Source organism: Acinetobacter sp. AOR18_HL, from assembly GCF_027855145.1.
GTDB lineage: Bacteria > Pseudomonadota > Gammaproteobacteria > Pseudomonadales > Moraxellaceae > Acinetobacter > Acinetobacter pittii.
Map to the genome: position 1 here is coordinate 348,229 of NZ_JAKTIG010000031.1, position 18,575 is coordinate 366,803.

The 18,575-nt window shown below is 41.2% G+C and carries 13 protein-coding genes; 7 read left to right on the forward strand and 6 right to left on the reverse strand.

Annotated features, from left to right (window positions below; all coding sequences use genetic code 11):
- Window positions 1-232 precede the first annotated feature (232 nt).
- The 3 genes from MKL51_RS09820 to MKL51_RS09830 all read right to left on the reverse strand — a co-directional run bounded on the left by MKL51_RS09820 (window position 233) and on the right by MKL51_RS09830 (window position 3,396).
- Entirely contained in the window at window positions 233-904 is a 672-nt protein-coding gene (locus tag MKL51_RS09820; RefSeq protein WP_017481560.1) for a class I SAM-dependent methyltransferase, read from the reverse strand.
- 71 nt (window positions 905-975) lie between these two features.
- Window positions 976-2,670, reverse strand: coding sequence for an AMP-binding protein (locus MKL51_RS09825; protein WP_017481559.1), 1,695 nt, complete (start codon window positions 2,668-2,670; stop codon window positions 976-978).
- Window positions 2,671-2,778: 108 nt separating this feature from the next.
- Window positions 2,779-3,396 carry a TetR/AcrR family transcriptional regulator gene (locus MKL51_RS09830; protein WP_002114305.1) on the reverse strand — a complete coding sequence of 206 codons (618 nt, stop codon included), beginning with the start codon at window positions 3,394-3,396 and terminating at the stop codon, window positions 2,779-2,781.
- A 144-nt stretch (window positions 3,397-3,540) separates the two neighbouring features.
- On the opposite strand from MKL51_RS09830, the gene MKL51_RS09835 reads away from it, so the two are divergent.
- Genes MKL51_RS09835 through MKL51_RS09855 form a run of 5 tightly spaced genes read left to right on the forward strand, consistent with a single transcriptional unit; the run spans window position 3,541 to window position 10,054 of the window.
- Window positions 3,541-4,713, forward strand: coding sequence for an isovaleryl-CoA dehydrogenase (locus MKL51_RS09835; RefSeq protein WP_017481558.1), 1,173 nt, complete (start codon window positions 3,541-3,543; stop codon window positions 4,711-4,713).
- 24 nt (window positions 4,714-4,737) lie between these two features.
- Window positions 4,738-6,339 (forward strand): carboxyl transferase domain-containing protein, encoded by a 1,602-nt coding sequence (locus MKL51_RS09840; RefSeq protein WP_017481557.1) that lies wholly within the window; start codon window positions 4,738-4,740, stop codon window positions 6,337-6,339.
- Window positions 6,340-6,348: 9 nt separating this feature from the next.
- Window positions 6,349-7,152, forward strand: a complete 804-nt coding sequence (locus MKL51_RS09845; RefSeq protein WP_017481556.1) for an enoyl-CoA hydratase/isomerase family protein — start codon at window positions 6,349-6,351, stop codon at window positions 7,150-7,152.
- Between the two features lie 11 nt (window positions 7,153-7,163).
- The gene (locus MKL51_RS09850) at window positions 7,164-9,155 is read left to right on the forward strand and encodes an acetyl/propionyl/methylcrotonyl-CoA carboxylase subunit alpha (RefSeq protein ID WP_017481555.1); all 1,992 of its coding nucleotides are present in this window, start codon (window positions 7,164-7,166) and stop codon (window positions 9,153-9,155) included.
- Complete coding sequence (locus MKL51_RS09855; RefSeq protein WP_017481554.1) at window positions 9,152-10,054, forward strand: hydroxymethylglutaryl-CoA lyase; 903 nt, start codon at window positions 9,152-9,154, stop codon at window positions 10,052-10,054. Before MKL51_RS09850 ends, MKL51_RS09855 begins: the two co-directional genes overlap by 4 nt.
- A 250-nt stretch (window positions 10,055-10,304) precedes the next feature.
- Here MKL51_RS09855 and MKL51_RS09860 read toward each other — a convergent pair whose 3' ends face one another.
- Window positions 10,305-11,246: a LysR family transcriptional regulator gene (locus MKL51_RS09860; protein WP_005069913.1), complete on the reverse strand. Its 942-nt coding sequence runs from the start codon at window positions 11,244-11,246 to the stop codon at window positions 10,305-10,307.
- 204 nt (window positions 11,247-11,450) lie between these two features.
- Between MKL51_RS09860 and MKL51_RS09865 the strand changes: the two genes are divergently transcribed.
- Window positions 11,451-14,933, forward strand: a complete 3,483-nt coding sequence (locus MKL51_RS09865) for an indolepyruvate ferredoxin oxidoreductase family protein (RefSeq protein WP_017481553.1) — start codon at window positions 11,451-11,453, stop codon at window positions 14,931-14,933.
- A gap of 72 nt (window positions 14,934-15,005) precedes the next feature.
- Here MKL51_RS09865 and MKL51_RS09870 read toward each other — a convergent pair whose 3' ends face one another.
- Window positions 15,006-15,809 (reverse strand): thioesterase family protein, encoded by an 804-nt coding sequence (locus MKL51_RS09870; RefSeq protein WP_017481552.1) that lies wholly within the window; start codon window positions 15,807-15,809, stop codon window positions 15,006-15,008.
- A 196-nt stretch (window positions 15,810-16,005) separates the two neighbouring features.
- On the reverse strand, window positions 16,006-17,808 hold the full coding sequence (locus MKL51_RS09875) for an acyl-CoA dehydrogenase C-terminal domain-containing protein (protein ID WP_017481551.1): 1,803 nt from the start codon (window positions 17,806-17,808) through the stop codon (window positions 16,006-16,008).
- Between the two features lie 305 nt (window positions 17,809-18,113).
- On the opposite strand from MKL51_RS09875, the gene MKL51_RS09880 reads away from it, so the two are divergent.
- Window positions 18,114-18,563 (forward strand): PaaI family thioesterase, encoded by a 450-nt coding sequence (locus tag MKL51_RS09880; RefSeq protein WP_001984007.1) that lies wholly within the window; start codon window positions 18,114-18,116, stop codon window positions 18,561-18,563.
- Window positions 18,564-18,575: the final 12 nt, after the last annotated feature.

An 18,575-nucleotide genomic window follows, 5' to 3' on the forward strand; every position in this document is an offset into this window, starting at 1 on the left:
ACATCCTTTTTGTTATGTACCTATCTAAAATAGGTGCTTAAAATTTTTCTTTCTTTCACAAGAAAAACCTTCGATCATATTTTTTAGACAAAACCTCCCTAAAGCGGCCTCAAAACCACTTTTAATTTGTTTTAAGTAAAGCTAAATCTTCTAATTCTTTTCAGTTTTTATATTCTCTTCCTCATTGAGAATATGCAGGTTTTATATCCGTATTAACGCTTTCCCAAATCCATTATTTTTTTGCAATAAACCCTTGATACGTCAAAATTTGCGTATAAGGATGCACACTTTCAAAACCAGTTTTTTCTAAAAGTTTTATATATCCTTCAGTGGTTAGGCTAAAAAAGTCTTGCGCCATACGCTCTAACATTTTTTGACATTGTTCTTCTGTTAAGCCTTGTGCCAAACATAAATAACGTAAAGCTTGAAGATGTTGTGGATTTACACACGTCATTAAATCGTAGGTCAGCAAAACAGCTTTTTCTTTTAAGCGATCATAAATACCCTTAAAAAAAACGGGTTTTATGTCATCTGCAATAAAATGAGCCACGAGAATAGAAAGTGCAGCATCAAAGCAATTTTCCAGAGGCAAAGTCGAAGTTTCACCATGTACAAAGGTAACTTGTGAAGATTTATCTAAAAGTTCAACCTGTTCCTGAGCTTTTTTCAGCATGGTCAAAGATGGATCAACTGCTGTAAATTTCCAGTTTGGATGACGTTTAAGTAAATATTCGAGTTCATACCCCGTGCCACAGCCCACAATTAAAATATGAGCATTTGGCGGCAACACTGATTGCAAAATGGCATCCACCTGTTGATGGATCACTTCATAACCCGGAATTAATTTACGAATATGTTCGTCATATCCTTCGACTACCTTTGGGCTATTAAAGTCTTTTGCCATTTTGTTTATCCTCTATTTAAACTGCCTTTCAACTTATAGTTTGCTGCACTTTGACCTGACTTTCGACTTCTTTAATCAAAGACATTTCCAGTTAAGTTAAGTTCAGCTCGCATAATTTCCTGCAATTTAAACTTTTGCGCTTTGCCTGAAGCAGTCATTGGAAACTCATTAAAGAATCGGACATAGCGCGGCACTTTATTATGAGAAATATGCTCTTTGCAGAATTGGCGAATGCTGTCTTCATCAATTTGATGATGTTCATGCAAAATAATACAAGCACAGAGTTCTTCACCATATCTGGCATCTGGCAAGCCAATGACTTGGACATCGCTTACATCGGGATGAGTGTATAAGAAATCTTCAATTTCTTTTGGAAAGAGATTTTCCCCGCCGCGAATCACCACATCTTTAATACGGCCTTTAATTTTAATAAAACCGTCTTGATCCATTTCGGCAATATCACCGGTATGCATCCAGCCAGCAGCATCAATGACCTCTTTGGTCTTTTCTTCTTCGCCCCAATAACCCGCCATCACTGAATAACCGCGAACGCATAGCTCGCCCAAAGTTCCTTGCGGAACAATCTGCCCTTCTAAATCGACAATTTTAATTTCAACATGCGGATGAACATGTCCAACTGTACTTACCCGTTTATCAATCGAATCATTTACCGAGCTTTGTACACTCACTGGCGAGGTTTCGGTCATGCCATAACAAATGGTGATTTCAGACATATGCATGCGGTCTATAACACGCTGCATAATTTCACGTGGACAAGGACTACCTGCCATAATGCCTGTTCTTAAACTCGACAGATCAAACTCATTAAACTGCTCATGCTCTAAGGTTGCAATAAACATGGTTGGCACGCCATAAGCTGCCGTGCAACGCTCTTGATGAATCGCTTTTAAAGTTTCTAAAGGATTAAATACCGCCGATGGATAAACCATGGTTGAACCATGCGTAACGCAGGCTAAATTCCCCATCACCATGCCAAAACAATGAAACAATGGCACAGAAATACACACTTTATCTTGAGGGGTTAAACGAATACCTTCCCCCACAAAATAGCCATTATTTAAAATATTATGGTGGGTCAACATGGTCCCTTTAGGGTTACCTGTTGTACCTGAAGTAAATTGAATATTAATGGTTTCATCAAACTGAAGTTGCTTGGTTAATAGTTTTAACTCTTCTAACTGTTCTGATGTTGGCGTAGTGACCAAATCACTAAAGCGATGAATACCTGTATGTTGCTGATCATCAATTTTAATGACAAATTTTAAATGTGGTAGTCGCGCTGAACTGAGCACTTTGTCAGTACAAGTGGTTAACTCAGGGGCAATTTTTGTGAGTAGTTCTTGGTAATCAGTCGTTTTGAATTGAGAAGCAATAATCAATCCTTTGCATGAGACTTTATTCAACACATATTCAAGTTCATGGCTCTTATAAGCTGTATTGAGATTGACTAAAATAATCCCTGCTTTAAAAGCTGCAAATTGGGTTACCGTCCATTCCACACAGTTAGGCGACCAGATCGCTAATCGATCACCTTTTTTTAATCCCAATTTTAAAAGGCTACAAGCAAAAGCGTTTACTTCATCTTGTAAAGCTTTATAGGTTAATCGTCTGTTTTGATGAAAACTAACGATTGCTTCCTTTTCAGCATATTGCCGACAAGCCTGATCAAATTGTTCACCAATGGTCATACCCAATAAGGGCTGCGTGCTTGGTCCCGAGGCGTAGCTTAACCGTTCTTGTTGCATTGAATCATTCTCCTTGATTCTTTTATTCTCTTCTTACCTGATCTAATTGTTGTTACTGCAACTACTTTTCCAAACTACTTATTTTGTGTTGTTTATCGTATATATGCCCTATTTCCTCTGCACAGCATCTACACAAAAGTCAGCAATCTGTTTTGAAAAATAGTCTTTATGCGCATGATCAAACTTTGTATTTTGAGCTGGGTCTAGAGGTTCAACCACCACATAGGTCATGGCACCGACAACACAGAGTGCTGCTGTATTTAAATCATCCAAGACAAACTCACCACTTGCATTTCCATCCGCAAGTATTTTTTTAATACTTTGTTTAATCAATTGCTTTACACGAAAACGCTCATGTTCAACTGTTGAATCGACAGGTTCAAACATGAGTGAATATGCAAGCTGAGGGCTATTGAGTGCCCGTTTTACAAAGGTTGCCACAGCCTTGTGTAATTTCTGCTTTGCCGATAAATCACTTTCGGTAATCGAATCGATAACCAATAGTTCTGTATTAATGGCTTCGGACAAAACTTCAATCAGCACTTGGCTTTTATTATCAAAGTAGCGATAAACCAGACCACTTGATACGCCCGCTTGCTCTGCAATTGTTTGTATTTGCGCGTCTTTAAACCCTCCCTCTGAAATTAACTTTCTGGCTGAACTCAAAATCGACTTACGATTTTGCTCCATCCGCTCTTGCATTAAAGATGATCGTTTATAGCTCATAATTTATTCTCTAACAAATAAAATGAATTGTAAATCATTTTATGAATCAGTATTCACTTTTTTAAAAAATCATTGTATGGTAATTATCAAATACCCACAAAATATTTTATGGACAACAAATATAACCAATAGGATGAAGATATCATGAACCTACGCAGCTTGAATTTCGGTCTAGATGAAACTTTAATTGCGCTTCAAGATTCAGTGGCAGCATTTTGTGCAAAGGAAATTGCACCAATTGCCCAACAAGTTGATCAAGACAACAAATTCCCTGCACATCTCTGGAAAAAATTCGGAGATATGGGCCTTTTAGGCATGACGGTTTCTGAAGAATATGGCGGTGCCAATATGGGTTATTTAGCTCATATTATTGCTATGCAAGAAATTTCGCGTGCTTCGGCAGCCATTGGTTTGTCATACGGCGCTCATTCTAATTTATGTGTAAACCAAATTAACCGTAACGGTAACGAGCAGCAAAAACAGAAATATTTACCAAAATTGATTTCCGGTGAATATGTGGGTGCCCTTGCGATGTCTGAACCGAATGCGGGTTCTGATGTTGTTAGCATGAAATTACGTGCCGAACAGAAAGGTGATCACTTCGTTTTAAACGGTTCAAAAATGTGGATCACTAACGGCGGTGATGCAGATGTACTCGTGGTTTACGCTAAAACTGATCCGCAAGCTGGCGCGAAAGGTATGACTGCTTTTTTAATTGAAAAAGGCATGAAAGGCTTTAGTCACGGCAACCATTTAGACAAACTCGGTATGCGTGGCTCTAACACATACCCTCTGTTCTTTGACAATGTAGAAGTACCTACTGAAAACGTACTCGGCGGCGTCGGTAACGGCACAAAAGTACTGATGAGTGGTTTGGACTATGAACGTGCAGTTTTAAGCGCCGGACCTTTAGGCATTATGGATGCCTGTTTAGATGTGGTAATTCCTTATTTACATCAACGTGAACAGTTTGGCCAAGCTTTAGGTGAGTTCCAGCTTATGCAAGGTAAACTTGCCGATATGTATTCAACATGGTTGGCATGTAAAGCCCTCGTCTACGCTGTTGGTGCTGCCTGTGACAAAGCTGACCATGACCGCAGTCTACGTAAAGATGCTGCAAGTGCCATTTTATATTCTGCCGAAAAAGCAACATGGATGGCTGGAGAAGCGATTCAAAGTTTAGGCGGCAACGGTTATATCAATGAATTCCCTGCTGGCCGTTTATGGCGCGATGCAAAACTTTATGAAATTGGTGCCGGAACTTCTGAAATTCGCCGCATGCTGATTGGCCGCGAACTCTTCAATGAAACCAAATAATAATTATAAATAAGGACGCATCTTATGAACCAATTACAAAGCAAGATTAATGTTCGAAGCGAAGACTTCAAAACAAACCAGCAAGCCATGCAAACATTGGTCACAGATCTCAAACAAGTTGCCCAGCGTATTGCGTTAGGCGGCGGTGAAAATGCCCGTCAAAAACATTTGGCTCGAGGCAAACTTTTACCTCGTGAACGTATTGATCAACTGATTGATGTCGGCACGGCATTTTTAGAAATTGGTCAATTGGCAGCGTACAACGTTTATGAAGATGATGTTCCTGCCGCAGGTGTGATTGCAGGTGTTGGTCAAGTCAACGGCATCACTTGCATGATCGTTGCCAACGATGCAACGGTTAAAGGCGGAACGTATTATCCCCTTACAGTTAAAAAGCATCTACGTGCACAAGAAATTGCTGAACAAAATCACTTGCCTTGTATTTATTTGGTGGACTCAGGCGGTGCCTATTTACCAATGCAAGATGAAGTCTTCCCAGACCGCGACCACTTCGGGCGTATTTTCTACAATCAGGCACGCATGTCGAGCCTTGGTATTGCCCAAATTGCTGTAGTAATGGGTAGCTGTACCGCTGGCGGTGCTTATGTACCTGCCATGTCCGATGAAACTATTATTGTACGTAATCAAGGTACGATTTTCTTAGGCGGCCCTCCTCTGGTAAAAGCTGCAACTGGCGAAGTCGTAAGCAGTGAAGATTTAGGTGGTGGTGATGTTCACACACGTCTTTCAGGTGTGGCTGACCATTTAGCCGAAAATGATGAACATGCAATTGCGATTGCACGTAACATTGTCGCTAACCTTAATAAAAAGCCAAACGACTTAAATAAACAAGTCGATGAACCATTGTTTGATGCATCAGAACTCTATGGTGTGGTTCCAAGTGATGCACGTAAACCTTTTGATGTTCGTGAAGTGATTGCTCGTATTGTAGACGGCTCGCGTTTTGACGAGTTTAAAGCACGCTTTGGTTCAACACTGATTACTGGTTTTGCTTCACTCTATGGTATGCCAGTCGGCATTATTGCCAATAACGGGATTTTATTTTCTGAGTCTGCACAAAAAGGTGCGCACTTCATTGAGCTATGCACACAGCGCAATATTCCATTGTTATTCCTACAAAACATTACGGGCTTTATGGTTGGTCGCCAGTATGAAAATGAAGGGATTGCAAAAAACGGCGCCAAATTGGTGATGGCAGTTGCAACTGCAAATGTACCAAAACTCACCCTGATTATTGGTGGTTCGTTTGGTGCTGGTAACTACGGCATGTGTGGCCGTGCTTATTCACCACGCTTTTTATGGACATGGCCAAACTCTCGTATTTCAGTCATGGGTGGCGAACAAGCGGCAAGCGTACTTTCGACTTTAAAGCGTGACCAGATTGAGCAAAAAGGTGCCGAGTGGTCAGCACAAGAAGAAGATGAATTTAAACAACCAATTCGTGAACAATACGAGCGTCAAGGCCATCCGTACTATGCTTCTGCCCGCCTTTGGGATGATGGTGTAATTGATCCAGCTCAAACTCGTCAGGTACTTGGTTTAAGTCTTGCAGCTGCTATGAATGCTCCAATCCAGCCAACCAAATTTGGCGTGTTCCGCATGTAAGAGGTGTATATGAGCTATCAATTTTTACAACTCGAACAACAAGATCAGGTTGCCTATGTTTGGCTGAACCGCCCTGAATTACACAATGCTTTTAATACGACAGTCATTGAAGAACTGCATGCCTGCTTTAAACAAATTAATACGCGTGATGATATTCGTGTAGTGGTTTTAGCAGGTCGCGGCAAAAGCTTTTCGGCAGGTGCCGACCTCAACTGGATGAAGCAGGCAGGTCAGGCATCTTCAACAGAAAATGAAGCAGATGCGTTAAAACTTGCACAAATGCTTGATGCACTCGCAACACTTAAGCAACCGACCATTGCCCGCGTGCATGGTATTGCCTTTGGTGGAGGCATGGGTTTAGCGTCGGCATGTGATATTTGCATTGCCAGCACTGATGCCAAGTTTGCAACATCTGAGGTTCGTTTAGGGCTTGCTCCATCTACCATTAGCCCCTATGTAATTCGTGCAATTGGTGCAAGACAAGCCTCTCGTTACTTCTTAACTGCCGAGCGGATTTCAGCACGTGATGCTAAGCATATTGGTTTGGCACACGAAGTTGCAGATGCCGAAGATTTAGATAAAAAAGTTCAAGAAATTATTGATGCTCTATTACTTGGTGGCCCGCATGCTCAAGCGGCCTCAAAACAACTCATTCAAATGGTGAGCAACCAGACCATGAGCAATGATTTGCTGCAACAGACAGCTCATCATATTGCTCAAGTTCGTCAAGGTAGCGAGGCAAAAGAAGGTCTGAGTGCCTTTTTAAATAAACAGGAGCCTGCTTGGGTTTCTAACTCGAATAACAACAATTAAGGACGATCATCATGTTTGAAAAGATTTTAATTGCGAACCGTGGCGAAATTGCCTGCCGTGTGATTCGCACAGCTAAAAAATTAGGTATTGCAACGGTTGCCGTTTACTCAGATGCAGACGCAAATGCACAACATGTCAAACTTGCAGATGAAGCGGTTTATATTGGTCAGTCCCCTGCAACGCAAAGTTATTTACAAGCCGACCGCATTATTCAAGCAGCGATTGAAACAGGCAGCCAAGCGGTTCACCCAGGCTACGGCTTCCTTTCTGAAAATGACCAGTTTGCACTCGCTTGCCAACAACACAACATTTGCTTTATTGGCCCGCCAGTAGATGCCATTTTAGCGATGGGCTTAAAAGCGACCTCAAAAGCTTTAATGGAAAAAGCAGGTGTTCCTTTAACACCGGGCTATCACGGAACCAACCAAGATGCTGACTTTTTAAAACAGCAGGCAGATCGAATTGGCTATCCTGTTTTAATTAAAGCCAGTGCTGGCGGCGGTGGTAAAGGCATGAGTTTGGTTGAACGCAGTGAAGACTTTCTCCATGCCTTAGCTTCTTGTAAACGTGAAGCCAAATCGAGTTTTGGTAATGATGACGTCTTGATTGAGCGTTATGTGATTCAACCTCGCCATATTGAAGTGCAAGTTTTTGGCGATACACATGGCAACTATGTACATTTGTTTGAACGCGACTGTTCTGTACAACGCCGACACCAAAAAGTGTTAGAAGAAGCCCCTGCTCCACAAATGCCAAGCGAGAAGCTCGATGCAATGCGCCAAGCTGCAATTGATGCTGCACGCGCGGTAAATTACGTGGGCGCAGGTACGGTTGAGTTTATTGTAGAACAAGATGGTACGGCGTATTTCATGGAAATGAATACCCGCCTACAAGTCGAGCATCCTGTCACGGAAATGATTACAGATGAAGACTTGGTTGAATGGCAACTTCGTGTGGCTTATGGCGAACCTTTGCCTAAACTACAAAACGAATTGCAGATTCATGGACATGCGCTCGAAGCACGTATTTACGCCGAAGAACCAGAAAAAGGCTTTTTACCTGCCATTGGTAAAATTGACTATTTGCATTACCCAACTCAAAACCAGTATGTGCGTGTAGACAGTGGTATTGTTGAAGGCGATGAAATCACGACCTATTACGACCCAATGATTGCCAAACTGATCGTATGGGGTAAAAACCGTGAAGCTGCGCTCATTCAAATGCAACACGCTTTAAGCCAATTCCATGTCGATGGTTTAGGCAACAATATTGCTTTTCTTGAAAAAATTGTTCGTAGCGAATCGTTTAAACAAGCCAGGCTTGATACCAACCTGATTCAACGTGAACAAAACTTCTTGTTTAGCCCTGAAGATATCAAACCTGAACTTGTAGTTGCAGCAGCATTTATTGAGTTTCTAAGTAAACTTAATAACAACAGCTCAAGCCAAAAACAGCTTTGGCAGGCTCAACCACTTTGGCGTTTAAATATTGCTTATCAGCACAGTATTAAACTGAATTATTTAAATCAGAATATCCAAATCAAATTTGCCTCAAATGAAGATGGCTTCACCGCAGAATATAACGGTCAAAGCTACCCGATTTCAGGTCAATTGATTGATGCGCATACGGCGTCTGTTCAAATTAGTGGGTCTAAGCAAAAGCTGTCTTTTAACCAAAGTCAGCAAGGCATTACCTTATTCCAAAATGGACAGAACTATAAGTTTGCTTATATTCGCCAAGACTTTAATCAAGCAGATAGCCAAGCCGATGAAGGCCACCTAAAAGCACCAATGCCGGGTGTGGTCACGCAAGTACTGGTGAGTGCAAATCATAGCGTGAAGAAAGACGATATTTTAATGACGCTTGAAGCAATGAAAATGGAATATACCATCCGCGCCCCTAAAGACGGCGTGATTGTAGACTCCTATTTCCAAGTCGGTGATCAGGTCAAAGCTGGCGACGAGCTTGTGGAATTTCAGCCTGCTCAGGAGGAAGTTGCATGAGTGAGTTTGTCAAAATCGTGGAGGTCGGTCCCAGAGACGGCCTCCAAAATGAAAAGCAGGCTTTGACTGTCGAACAACGCTTAAACTTTATTAATGACCTTATTAATGCAGGTCTGAAATCGATTGAAGTCGGTTCATGCGTTTCGGCAAAATGGGTACCTCAAATGGCTCAAAGTGATGAGCTATTTAAGCTGTTACCCCAAACAACTGATGTGCAATTTAGCCTGCTCACCCCCAATATCAAAGGTTTTGAAACTGCTCAAGCGGTAGGATGCAAAGAGGTTGCGGTGTTTACCGCAGCTTCTGAAAGTTTTACCCGCAAAAATATCAACTGCTCTATTGATGAAAGCTTTGAAAAATTTAGCGATGTCATGAGCGCGGCAAAAGCGCATAACATCCGTGTACGCGGTTATGTCTCTTGTATTGTCGATTGTCCCTATGAAGGTGCAATTGCCCCTGAACAAGTGGTAAAAGTTGTTAAACGGCTCTATGACATGGGCTGCTATGAGGTGTCTTTAGGTGAAACTATTGGTACCGCAACACCAGATCGCGTTCAAAAGGTTTGGCAAGCATGCCTCGCTGAACTCGACAGCAAGGTTTTGGCAGGACATTTCCACAATACCTATGGCATGGCGATTGCCAATATTTATCAGTCTTTACAACAAGGCATTCGTGTTTTTGATTCATCTCTTGCAGGACTTGGCGGTTGCCCTTATGCCAAAGGTGCTTCTGGCAATGTATCGACCGAAGATCTATTTTATTTGCTGTCACACATGGGCTTTGAAACTGGCATTGACTTAGAGAAACTGATGCAAGCCAGCCAAAATATTAGCAACGTATTAAACCGAAAAAGCTTGTCGAATTATGCAAATGCGTATTGGCAAACCAAGTGTGCCTAATCATAAATTAAAGTAGTTCAGCATCTGGTATAAGGCTTAATATAAGGCTAAGTACCAGATCATCCTATCTCATCTTTATCTCATTTCATTCAGGAATTGGGACTAATTCCCTCATGCAATTTTTTTAAAATTTATCATTTATCTGTGTATTAAATGCCTCTTTCAAAAGAAGCATTCTCTACCCTATTTTTATTCTAAACCGTATTATTCTTCATCCTTTTCTAGCTTAGTCCTTAAAAAATTTATCTCATTATTTATAAAAATAAGATGCATCCATTTCAATTCTTGGCGAAATATATTCTTCCACCCAATCTAACCATGCACGTGTTTTGGCATCAATAAAATGGCGTGAAGGCAATAAGGTATAAACCCCAATATCGGGCGAACGCCACTCTGGCAAGATATGACATAATCTTCCATTTTGTACTGCGTCTAAAGCCGAGAACATTGGCAATAATGCGATGCCCATATCCTGTTGCACCACATCTAGTAATAACTCAGGGTTATCTGCAATGAGTTGTCCGCCAATGTCGATTTGGTAAGACTCACCACTTGTATTTAATAAGTGCCAATCTGGTGTAATAGATGGGTTTACCAAGCGTAAACAGGCATGGTTTTTTAAGTCTTCAGGGGACTTCGGCATACCATGTTTTTCGAGGTAAGCAGGTGATGCACATAAAACAGAAAAAATAGTGCCAATTCTGCGTGCAACAAACCGAGAATCTGTTAATGATTCAGTTAGATAAAGACTGACATCGACCCCTTTTGCCAACAAGTCTGGAACGTACTGTGAAGTCGTATATTCCACTGTTAATTCGGGATAATGCTTACAAAACTCGGCCATCACTGGAAAAACATAATGATGCCCAAAGCTTCCCATGCTTAACACACGTAAACGTCCTTTGGGTTTAGATGCCGTCCCTGTTACTTCTGATTCTGCTTCATCCACCATTGAAATGACTTGGCGACAGCGCTCTGCATAAGTCGCACCAATATCGGTCAGTGCCTGCTGGCGCGTTGAGCGTTGTATTAATTTTGTACCTAAGCGTGTTTCTAGCTCGCTGATAAGACGTGAAACCTGTGCTGTGGTCAGATCCATCTGCTCAGCTGCTGCTGTGAAACTCCCGCTATCAATCACTTTCAGGAATGCATGCATTGCATGCAATAGTCCACCATCGAGATTTTTGCGCATAACGTAAATATGTTTTCCTAAATTACGGATTGTTGCACCAGTTTAGTTCAACCACAATGACTAAATGTACATACATTGGCACTAATTCTTTTTAAGAAGAGGAACCGATCTTTTTTTATTTCGTATGTCACTTGCTCCAAATATTCAACTGGATGTTGAAAAAAGAAAGTAGTCCGAGCTACTAAAAATTCTAAGGAGATATAAATGAATATAGCTACAAAAGTCACTCCAAATATTATTGCAACAAAGGATGTGTCACTTGAAGATAAATATGTAAGTGATAACGGTACAGCATATATGACCGGCATTCAGGCACTTGTTCGGTTGCCTCTTGCCCAAACTCGCCGTGACGCGATGAATGGTTATCATACTGCTGCTTTTATTTCTGGTTATCGCGGTTCTCCTGTTGGTAACTATGATAGTTTCCTTTGGCAAGTTCAAGGATTACTTAAATCCCATAATGTTGTATTTCAACCTGGCGTAAATGAAGACTTGGCTGCTACCGCTATTTGGGGTACCCAACAAGTTAATCTTTCAGGCCAAGGCAAATATGATGGAGTGTCTTCATGGTGGTATGGTAAAGGCCCGGGTGTTGACCGTTCAGGCGATGTACTCCGCCATGCTAATTTAGCTGGTACCTCTGAACGTGGTGGTGTTGTTGCTTTATTTGGTGATGACCACTCATGTAAATCTTCTACAATTCCTCACCAGTCTGAACATGTCATGATTGGTTGTGGTATTCCAATTTTCTATCCAACATCCGTTCAACAAATTTTAGACTTTGGTGTTCATGCCATTGCCGTTTCACGTTTTTCTGGCGTTTGGTCTTCAATGAAGTTGGTCAGTGAAATTGTAGAGACTTCTGCGTCAGTTCATGTCGACCTAGACCGTGTTACTCCGGTTATACCTGAAGATGTCAATTTCCCAGAGGGTGGCGTTAACATTCGTTGGCCCGATCATGGTATCCAACAAGAAGAACGCCTTTATAAGTATCGCTTACCTGCTGTTTTGGCCTATGCCCGTGCCAATAAAATCAATACTGTTACATGGCCTTGTGAAAATGCCCGTGTTGGTATTGCCGCAAGTGGTAAAGGTTATTTAGATACCATTGAAGCCTTACGCATTTTAGGTATTGAAGATGAAACTGCCCAACAGCTTGGGCTACGTGTTTATCAGGTTGGACTGATTTGGCCTTTAGAACCACAAGGCATTCGTGAATTTGCCGAAGGTTTAGAAGAGCTAATCGTTATTGAAGAAAAACGTCCAATTCTTGAAACACAAATTAAAGATGAGCTGTACTCACTGCCTGATGACAAACGTCCTCGTGTGATTGGTAAAGCAACTGACGGCAAAGGCGAATGGAGTACTTCTATTGAAGAAGCACCGCTCATTGGTCACTATGAATATCAGCCTGAACCGATTGCAAAAATGCTGGCTGCTCGCTTCTTAAAACTTGATATTCCAGAAAACTTAAAAGCACAAATCCAAAGCAGAATCGACTTACTGCTAAAAGCAGAGCAAGAATCAAAACGTGTTATTGATCTTGCAGAACGTAAACCTTATTTCTGTAGTGGTTGCCCTCATAACTCTTCAACCGTAGTTCCTGAAGGTAGCCGTGCATTAGGCGGTATTGGTTGTCACTATATTGCCGTTTCACTTGACCGCGGTACTGAAACGTTCTCTCAAATGGGCGGTGAAGGTGTAAGTTGGGTGGGTGCATCACCATTTACCAATGAAAAACATATTTTTGCGAACCTTGGTGACGGAACTTACTTCCACTCAGGTTACTTAGCAATTCGTCAGTCTATCGCTGCAAAAACCAATATTACCTACAAAATCCTCTATAACGATGCAGTCGCTATGACAGGTGGTCAGCATGTAGATGGTCATTTGAGCGTTGCACAGTTAACTCGTCAGCTTGCTGCTGAAGGTATTAAAAAACAAGTCATTGTTACTGATGAAGTTAAACTATTAAACGAAGAAGACGGCATTGCACCAGGCGTAGAAATTCGCCACCGTAATGAGCTCGACGCAGTTCAACGCGAGCTTCGTGAAATTACAGGGGTCACCGCTTTAATTTATGTACAAACCTGTGCCAGTGAAAAACGTCGTCGCCGTAAACGTGATGCCTACCCCGACCCAGCTGAACGTTTATACATTAACAGTGATATCTGTGAAGGCTGTGGCGACTGTTCGAAAAAATCAAACTGTTTATCGATTGAACCAGTAGAGACTGCTTTAGGTACTAAACGTCAGATTAACCAAAGTAGCTGTAATAAAGACTTTACTTGTGCCGAAGGGTTCTGCCCAAGTTTTGTGACTGTTCATACACGTGATATGAAACGTCCAGCTAAATTTGAAGGTATTGGTGCAGGCTGGCCGACATCACCAGTTATTCCTCAGTTATATGACGTTCCAAGTCGTATTATGGTCGGTGGTATTGGTGGTACAGGTGTTGTGACTATTGGTGCACTGCTTGGTATGGCAGCTCACCTCGAAGGTAAAGCGACCCGTGTGATGGACATGGCTGGACTTGCGCAAAAAGGTGGTACGGTTTATTCATACGTACAACTTGCAGCAAGTGATGAACAAATTTCTTCTACCAAAATTCCGGCAGGTCAATGTGAATTATTGATTGGTGCAGATGCGGTAGTCGCTGGTGGTAGCGCTGCTCTATCTCGCTTAAAAGATGATGCTTTGGTTATTGTGAATGAAGACAGCACTCCTACTTCTGAGTTTATTAAATCTCGTGACTGGTATGCGCCTATTAGTGATTTAATTGATCGTCTCCGTGGTCGTGTTCGTCAAGGTCAACTGGTTTCTCTGCCAGCGGCTCGAATTGCAACTCAGCTCTTAGGTGATTCAATCTATACCAACCAGTTATTACTCGGTATGGCATGGCAATCTGGTCGTATTCCATTACTGCGTGAAAGTATTGAAAAAGCAATTCGTTTAAATGGTACGGCTGTTGAAAAGAACCTCGAAGCTTTCCGTGTGGGTTGTCATCTTGCAAGTGACCCAACTTTAGCTGCACGCTTAGTTGCGGCAATGCCAAAAACCAAAACTCCGCAAACTTTAGCTGAACTTGTTGAAGACCGTTGTGCTCGTCTAACAGACTATTGGAATGAAGCTTATGCAGCTAAATACCGTACGCTTGTAGAATTAGCTGCTAAAAAGTTACCTGAAGAATTAACAGGTACGATTGCAACTCAGCTTTATAGAGTCATGGCGTATAAAGATGAATATGAAGTTGCACGTCTTTTAACAGGTAAAAGCTTCAAAGAATCGATTGAAACACAGTTCGGTAAAGGCCTACGTTTAACGTATCACCTTGCTCCGCCAGCGTTACTTGGTGGGCTGAAGAATGTCCGTAAACGTGCGTTTGGTTACTGGATGCGCTTCCCAATGATGATGCTTGCTCGCTTACAATGGCTTCGTGAAACTTTCCTTGATCCATTTGCACGTCAAGAAGAACGTCAACACGAACAAGCATGGCGTGATCGTTACATCGCATTTGTTGAAGCACTTGTTGAAGCACCAGACAATCATAACTTGGCAGTTGCTGAGCAAATTGCAAAATTACCAGCAGAAGTCCGCGGTTATGGTCATATCAAAATGAAAGCAATGGATGCTGCAAAACAACGTTGGGATGACCTTACTCCAACACTCATTAAAGTACGTAGCTAAGAAATTGCTTAAAATTTAAATCTGAAAATAAAAAGTCATCCTTAGGGATGACTTTTTTATTGGCTCAAAAATTTACTTAGTCATTTTACGTAAAGTTAAAATCTGCTCGCTTCGTCCAAATGGGCCATATACATCATGTAAAACTGCACTGGTTAAACCAATGCCATCCGAACCATATTGCTGAACGGTTTCTAAACCTAGCCATTTCCCTTGTGGATAACGGTGCATGTGGATTTGTAAATCAAGATTTGGAAAGCCCCACGTAAATTCACCTTCTTGTCTTGGTACAATGCCGTTTGCGGTATCGATCATACCAATTAAATGCGCAAAATCTGTGGTCGGTTGCCCTTCCACGATTTCAATATCATTATTGAGCCAAACAATACCTTTACCCGCACGATGCTGATCATCAGTTTTAGTGACGAGTGTCTGGATAAAACCACCCGGCCATCTTTTCATGCCCGTCCATTCTGTAAAGGTATCTGGATGATGAACTGGCTGATCTTCAAGCCCAGCAATATCTGAACTATCTTGAGTACACATGCGCCATGCTCTAGCCACAATGCATGTTTTACCCTGTGCTTGCATTTCAGCTTCAATCAGTTCAATGGTTTTACCGGCGCGAATCACATGCGTCTTAATCGTAAACTCACCAAAGGCAATCAATCCAAAAATATCAAAACTAATTCGAGCAATTCGCATATCTTGTCGTGGTGAAAATTGCTCTAACTCTGCTGCGATTACACCACTTGCAGGCGCCATGTGCTGTTCATGAGGATTCCAAGCTCCTTGTGCATGAACAGTTGAGCAATAATGAGCAATAACTTCACCTTGAGGACCAATTGTTCTATTCAGTAATTGATAATAAGCATTCATGATTTTCTTTCCGTAGTCCTTGTCCAACATCAATATTTAATGAAAATTCACGTTTTAATGCTTATGTTAACCCTCTAGTTCATTGGCTCAACTGGTTTTTCCTACCAAAAACTGATGAGTCTAAAATTACAAATTTAATCACTAGGTAAAATTCCGCACATAAATTTCACCCAGTGATTCTAGATATTACGATTCATTAAAATGCAAAAGCATCTTGATCGAGCTCCATCACAGATTCAGCTCCAGACTCAATAGAAGCGGCATGACTCTGTGCACGATGCAAAAGCTTTTGATAAAAAAACTTAGCAGTAGTTAATTTTGCTTTATAAAAAGCTTCCTCTTGTGTACCCGATTCTAATTTTTCATGGGCAACTTGTGCCATTCGGGCCCACAAATACGCGAACACAACGTAACTGGAAAAATAAAGATAATCTACTGAAGCGGCTCCTATTTCTTCTGGGTTGTGCTTGGCTTTGTCAGCAATCGTTTTGGTCAGTGACAACCATTGTTGCTTGAGCTCAGCTAATTTTTCTAAATAAGGTTTCAAGACTTCATTTGATTGCTGTTGACCAATAAATTGATCAATTAAGTCGGTCATATTTTTTAGAAGTTTGCCTTCTGACTTGAGGACTTTACGTGCAAGTAGATCTAAAGACTGGATTTCTGTGGTTCCTTCATACAATGTTGAGATACGCGCATCACGTACAATTTGCTCCATACCATGCTCAACAATAAAACCATGCCCACCAAATACTTGAACGCCATGCTTTGCAGACTCATTACCTGACTCTGTTAAAAAGGCCTTAGCAACGGGTGTTAAAAAAGCCAGTAATTCGTCGGAGTGTTTTTGCTGTTCCTGATCGTTTGAGCTTTCGACAATATCGACATGCTGAGCCAGAAAATAAGCCAGCGCACGACCACCTTCGGAAAAAGCTTTTTGTGTCATTAACATTGAACGTACAGCGGGATGCACAATAATTGGATCGGCATTTTTGTCAGGATATTGGGGACCGGATAACGAACGCATAGCGAGGCGCTCTTTGGCATAACTTAATGCGCCTTGAAATGAAATTTCAGAAGCAGCAAGCCCTTGTACAGCCGTTCCAATACGTGCGGTATTCATAAAGGTAAACATACAATTGAGCCCGCGATTTTCCGGACCAATCAAATAACCTTTGGCGCCATCAAAATTAAGTACACAGGTGGCATTGCCATGAATCCCCATTTTATGTTCAATCGCGCTACAGACGACTTTATTACGGTCCAGCACCTGACCGTCGTCACTCACATTAAATTTAGGCACAATAAATAAAGAAATGCCTTTAGTCCCTGCAGGTGCCTGAGGCAAACGGGCTAAAACAATATGAATAATATTTTCAGAAAGATCATGCTCACCCGCCGAGATAAAAATCTTTTCACCTGTAATGGAGTAGCTACCGTCCGGATTTGGCTCTGCTTTTGTTCTAATTAATCCAAGGTCCGAACCCGCATGTGATTCGGTTAAACACATCGTTCCAGTCCAGACGCCACTAATGAGTTTAGTCAAAAACTTTTGTTTTTGTTGCTCAGTGCCATGATGCTCAATCGTTCTCATTGCCCCATGAGATAAGCCCGGATACATTGCCCAAGCCCAATTAGAACCACATAACATTTCAGAAATCGCGATCCGTAGCAATGTCGGCAAGCCTTGCCCACCATATTCCGGATCGGCAGCTAATGAAGTAAAACCTAGCTCGGCATATTTTTGGTAGGCTTCTTTAAAACCTTTCGGCGTTGTGACTACGCCTTGATTTAAATGACACCCTTCTTGATCACCATTTTGATTTATAGGGGCCAATTCATTTTCACAAAAATCTGCTGCTGCATCTAAATATTGATCAATTAATTCTCGATTTATGCTTTCCTGATATTTGCTTAAACCTTGATAGTTTTGTTCTGTTTGAAGCATTTCATGCAGTACAAATTGCATATCACGTAATGGAGCTTTGTATAAAGGCATAGTTTTTTCCTTTCACTTCACTGCCTGTGTCATGGGCAGATATCGTTTTTCCTTAAAATGGACTTTTTATTGTTTCAATCTCACCAAAATATCAAAAAATTTCTTATAGCAAAATATATTTTCACTAATTTAATAAAATTATCCTAACTTAGCTATAGAGATAAAATATAAACATATGTTTTTAAATACAAATATAATATAAAAAGTAGTTAGTCTCGTTTAACTAGAATAAATTTTTATTTTGTATTGCAAAATTTTATTCCGTAAAAAATCAATTTATAGTATGGTGATTAGACTGCTTAATCATGCAAGGACGATTTATGGAAAGCCCGAAATACACAGGTCTTGAGTTTTTAACCGCTTTAAAAAATGGTGAAGTTTCTCCATCACCTATGGCTCACACCATACCAATGGAACTCGTTGAAGTTTCCGAAGGTAAAGCAACTTATAAAGTTACTCCTCGCAAAGAACATAGAAATATACAAGGCGGTGTACACGGCGGCTTTTGTGCGACAGCTTTAGATACGGCGACAGGCAGTGCGGCCCATACATTACTTGAACATGGCGTTGGCTATGGAACCATTGATTTAAATGTAAAAATGATCCGCCCCATGCAGGTTGATACGTCTTATTATGCGACGGCCGAGTTGATTAATGCGGGCCGCAATATTATTAGTACCCAAGGTAAAATCGTAGATGAAAACGGCAAAGTGTATGCTTTTGCTTCGGCAACCTTAATGATTATTCGCAAATAATAAAATATCTAA

Bases quoted from the DNA above. Each gene is read 5' to 3' on its own strand.
- MKL51_RS09820 (WP_017481560.1), bottom strand. From the start codon at position 904: ATGGCAAAAGACTTTAATAGCCCAAAGGTAGTCGAAGGATATGACGAA.
- MKL51_RS09835 (WP_017481558.1), top strand. From the start codon at position 3,541: ATGAACCTACGCAGCTTGAATTTCGGTCTAGATGAAACTTTAATTGCG.
- MKL51_RS09880 (WP_001984007.1), top strand. From the start codon at position 18,114: ATGCAAGGACGATTTATGGAAAGCCCGAAATACACAGGTCTTGAGTTT.
- MKL51_RS09845 (WP_017481556.1), top strand. From the start codon at position 6,349: ATGAGCTATCAATTTTTACAACTCGAACAACAAGATCAGGTTGCCTAT.
- MKL51_RS09850 (WP_017481555.1), top strand. From the start codon at position 7,164: ATGTTTGAAAAGATTTTAATTGCGAACCGTGGCGAAATTGCCTGCCGT.
- MKL51_RS09830 (WP_002114305.1), bottom strand. From the start codon at position 3,396: ATGAGCTATAAACGATCATCTTTAATGCAAGAGCGGATGGAGCAAAAT.
- MKL51_RS09855 (WP_017481554.1), top strand. From the start codon at position 9,152: ATGAGTGAGTTTGTCAAAATCGTGGAGGTCGGTCCCAGAGACGGCCTC.
- MKL51_RS09870 (WP_017481552.1), bottom strand. From the start codon at position 15,809: ATGAATGCTTATTATCAATTACTGAATAGAACAATTGGTCCTCAAGGT.
- MKL51_RS09860 (WP_005069913.1), bottom strand. From the start codon at position 11,246: ATGCGCAAAAATCTCGATGGTGGACTATTGCATGCAATGCATGCATTC.
- MKL51_RS09865 (WP_017481553.1), top strand. From the start codon at position 11,451: ATGAATATAGCTACAAAAGTCACTCCAAATATTATTGCAACAAAGGAT.
- MKL51_RS09875 (WP_017481551.1), bottom strand. From the start codon at position 17,808: ATGCCTTTATACAAAGCTCCATTACGTGATATGCAATTTGTACTGCAT.
- MKL51_RS09840 (WP_017481557.1), top strand. From the start codon at position 4,738: ATGAACCAATTACAAAGCAAGATTAATGTTCGAAGCGAAGACTTCAAA.
- MKL51_RS09825 (WP_017481559.1), bottom strand. From the start codon at position 2,670: ATGCAACAAGAACGGTTAAGCTACGCCTCGGGACCAAGCACGCAGCCC.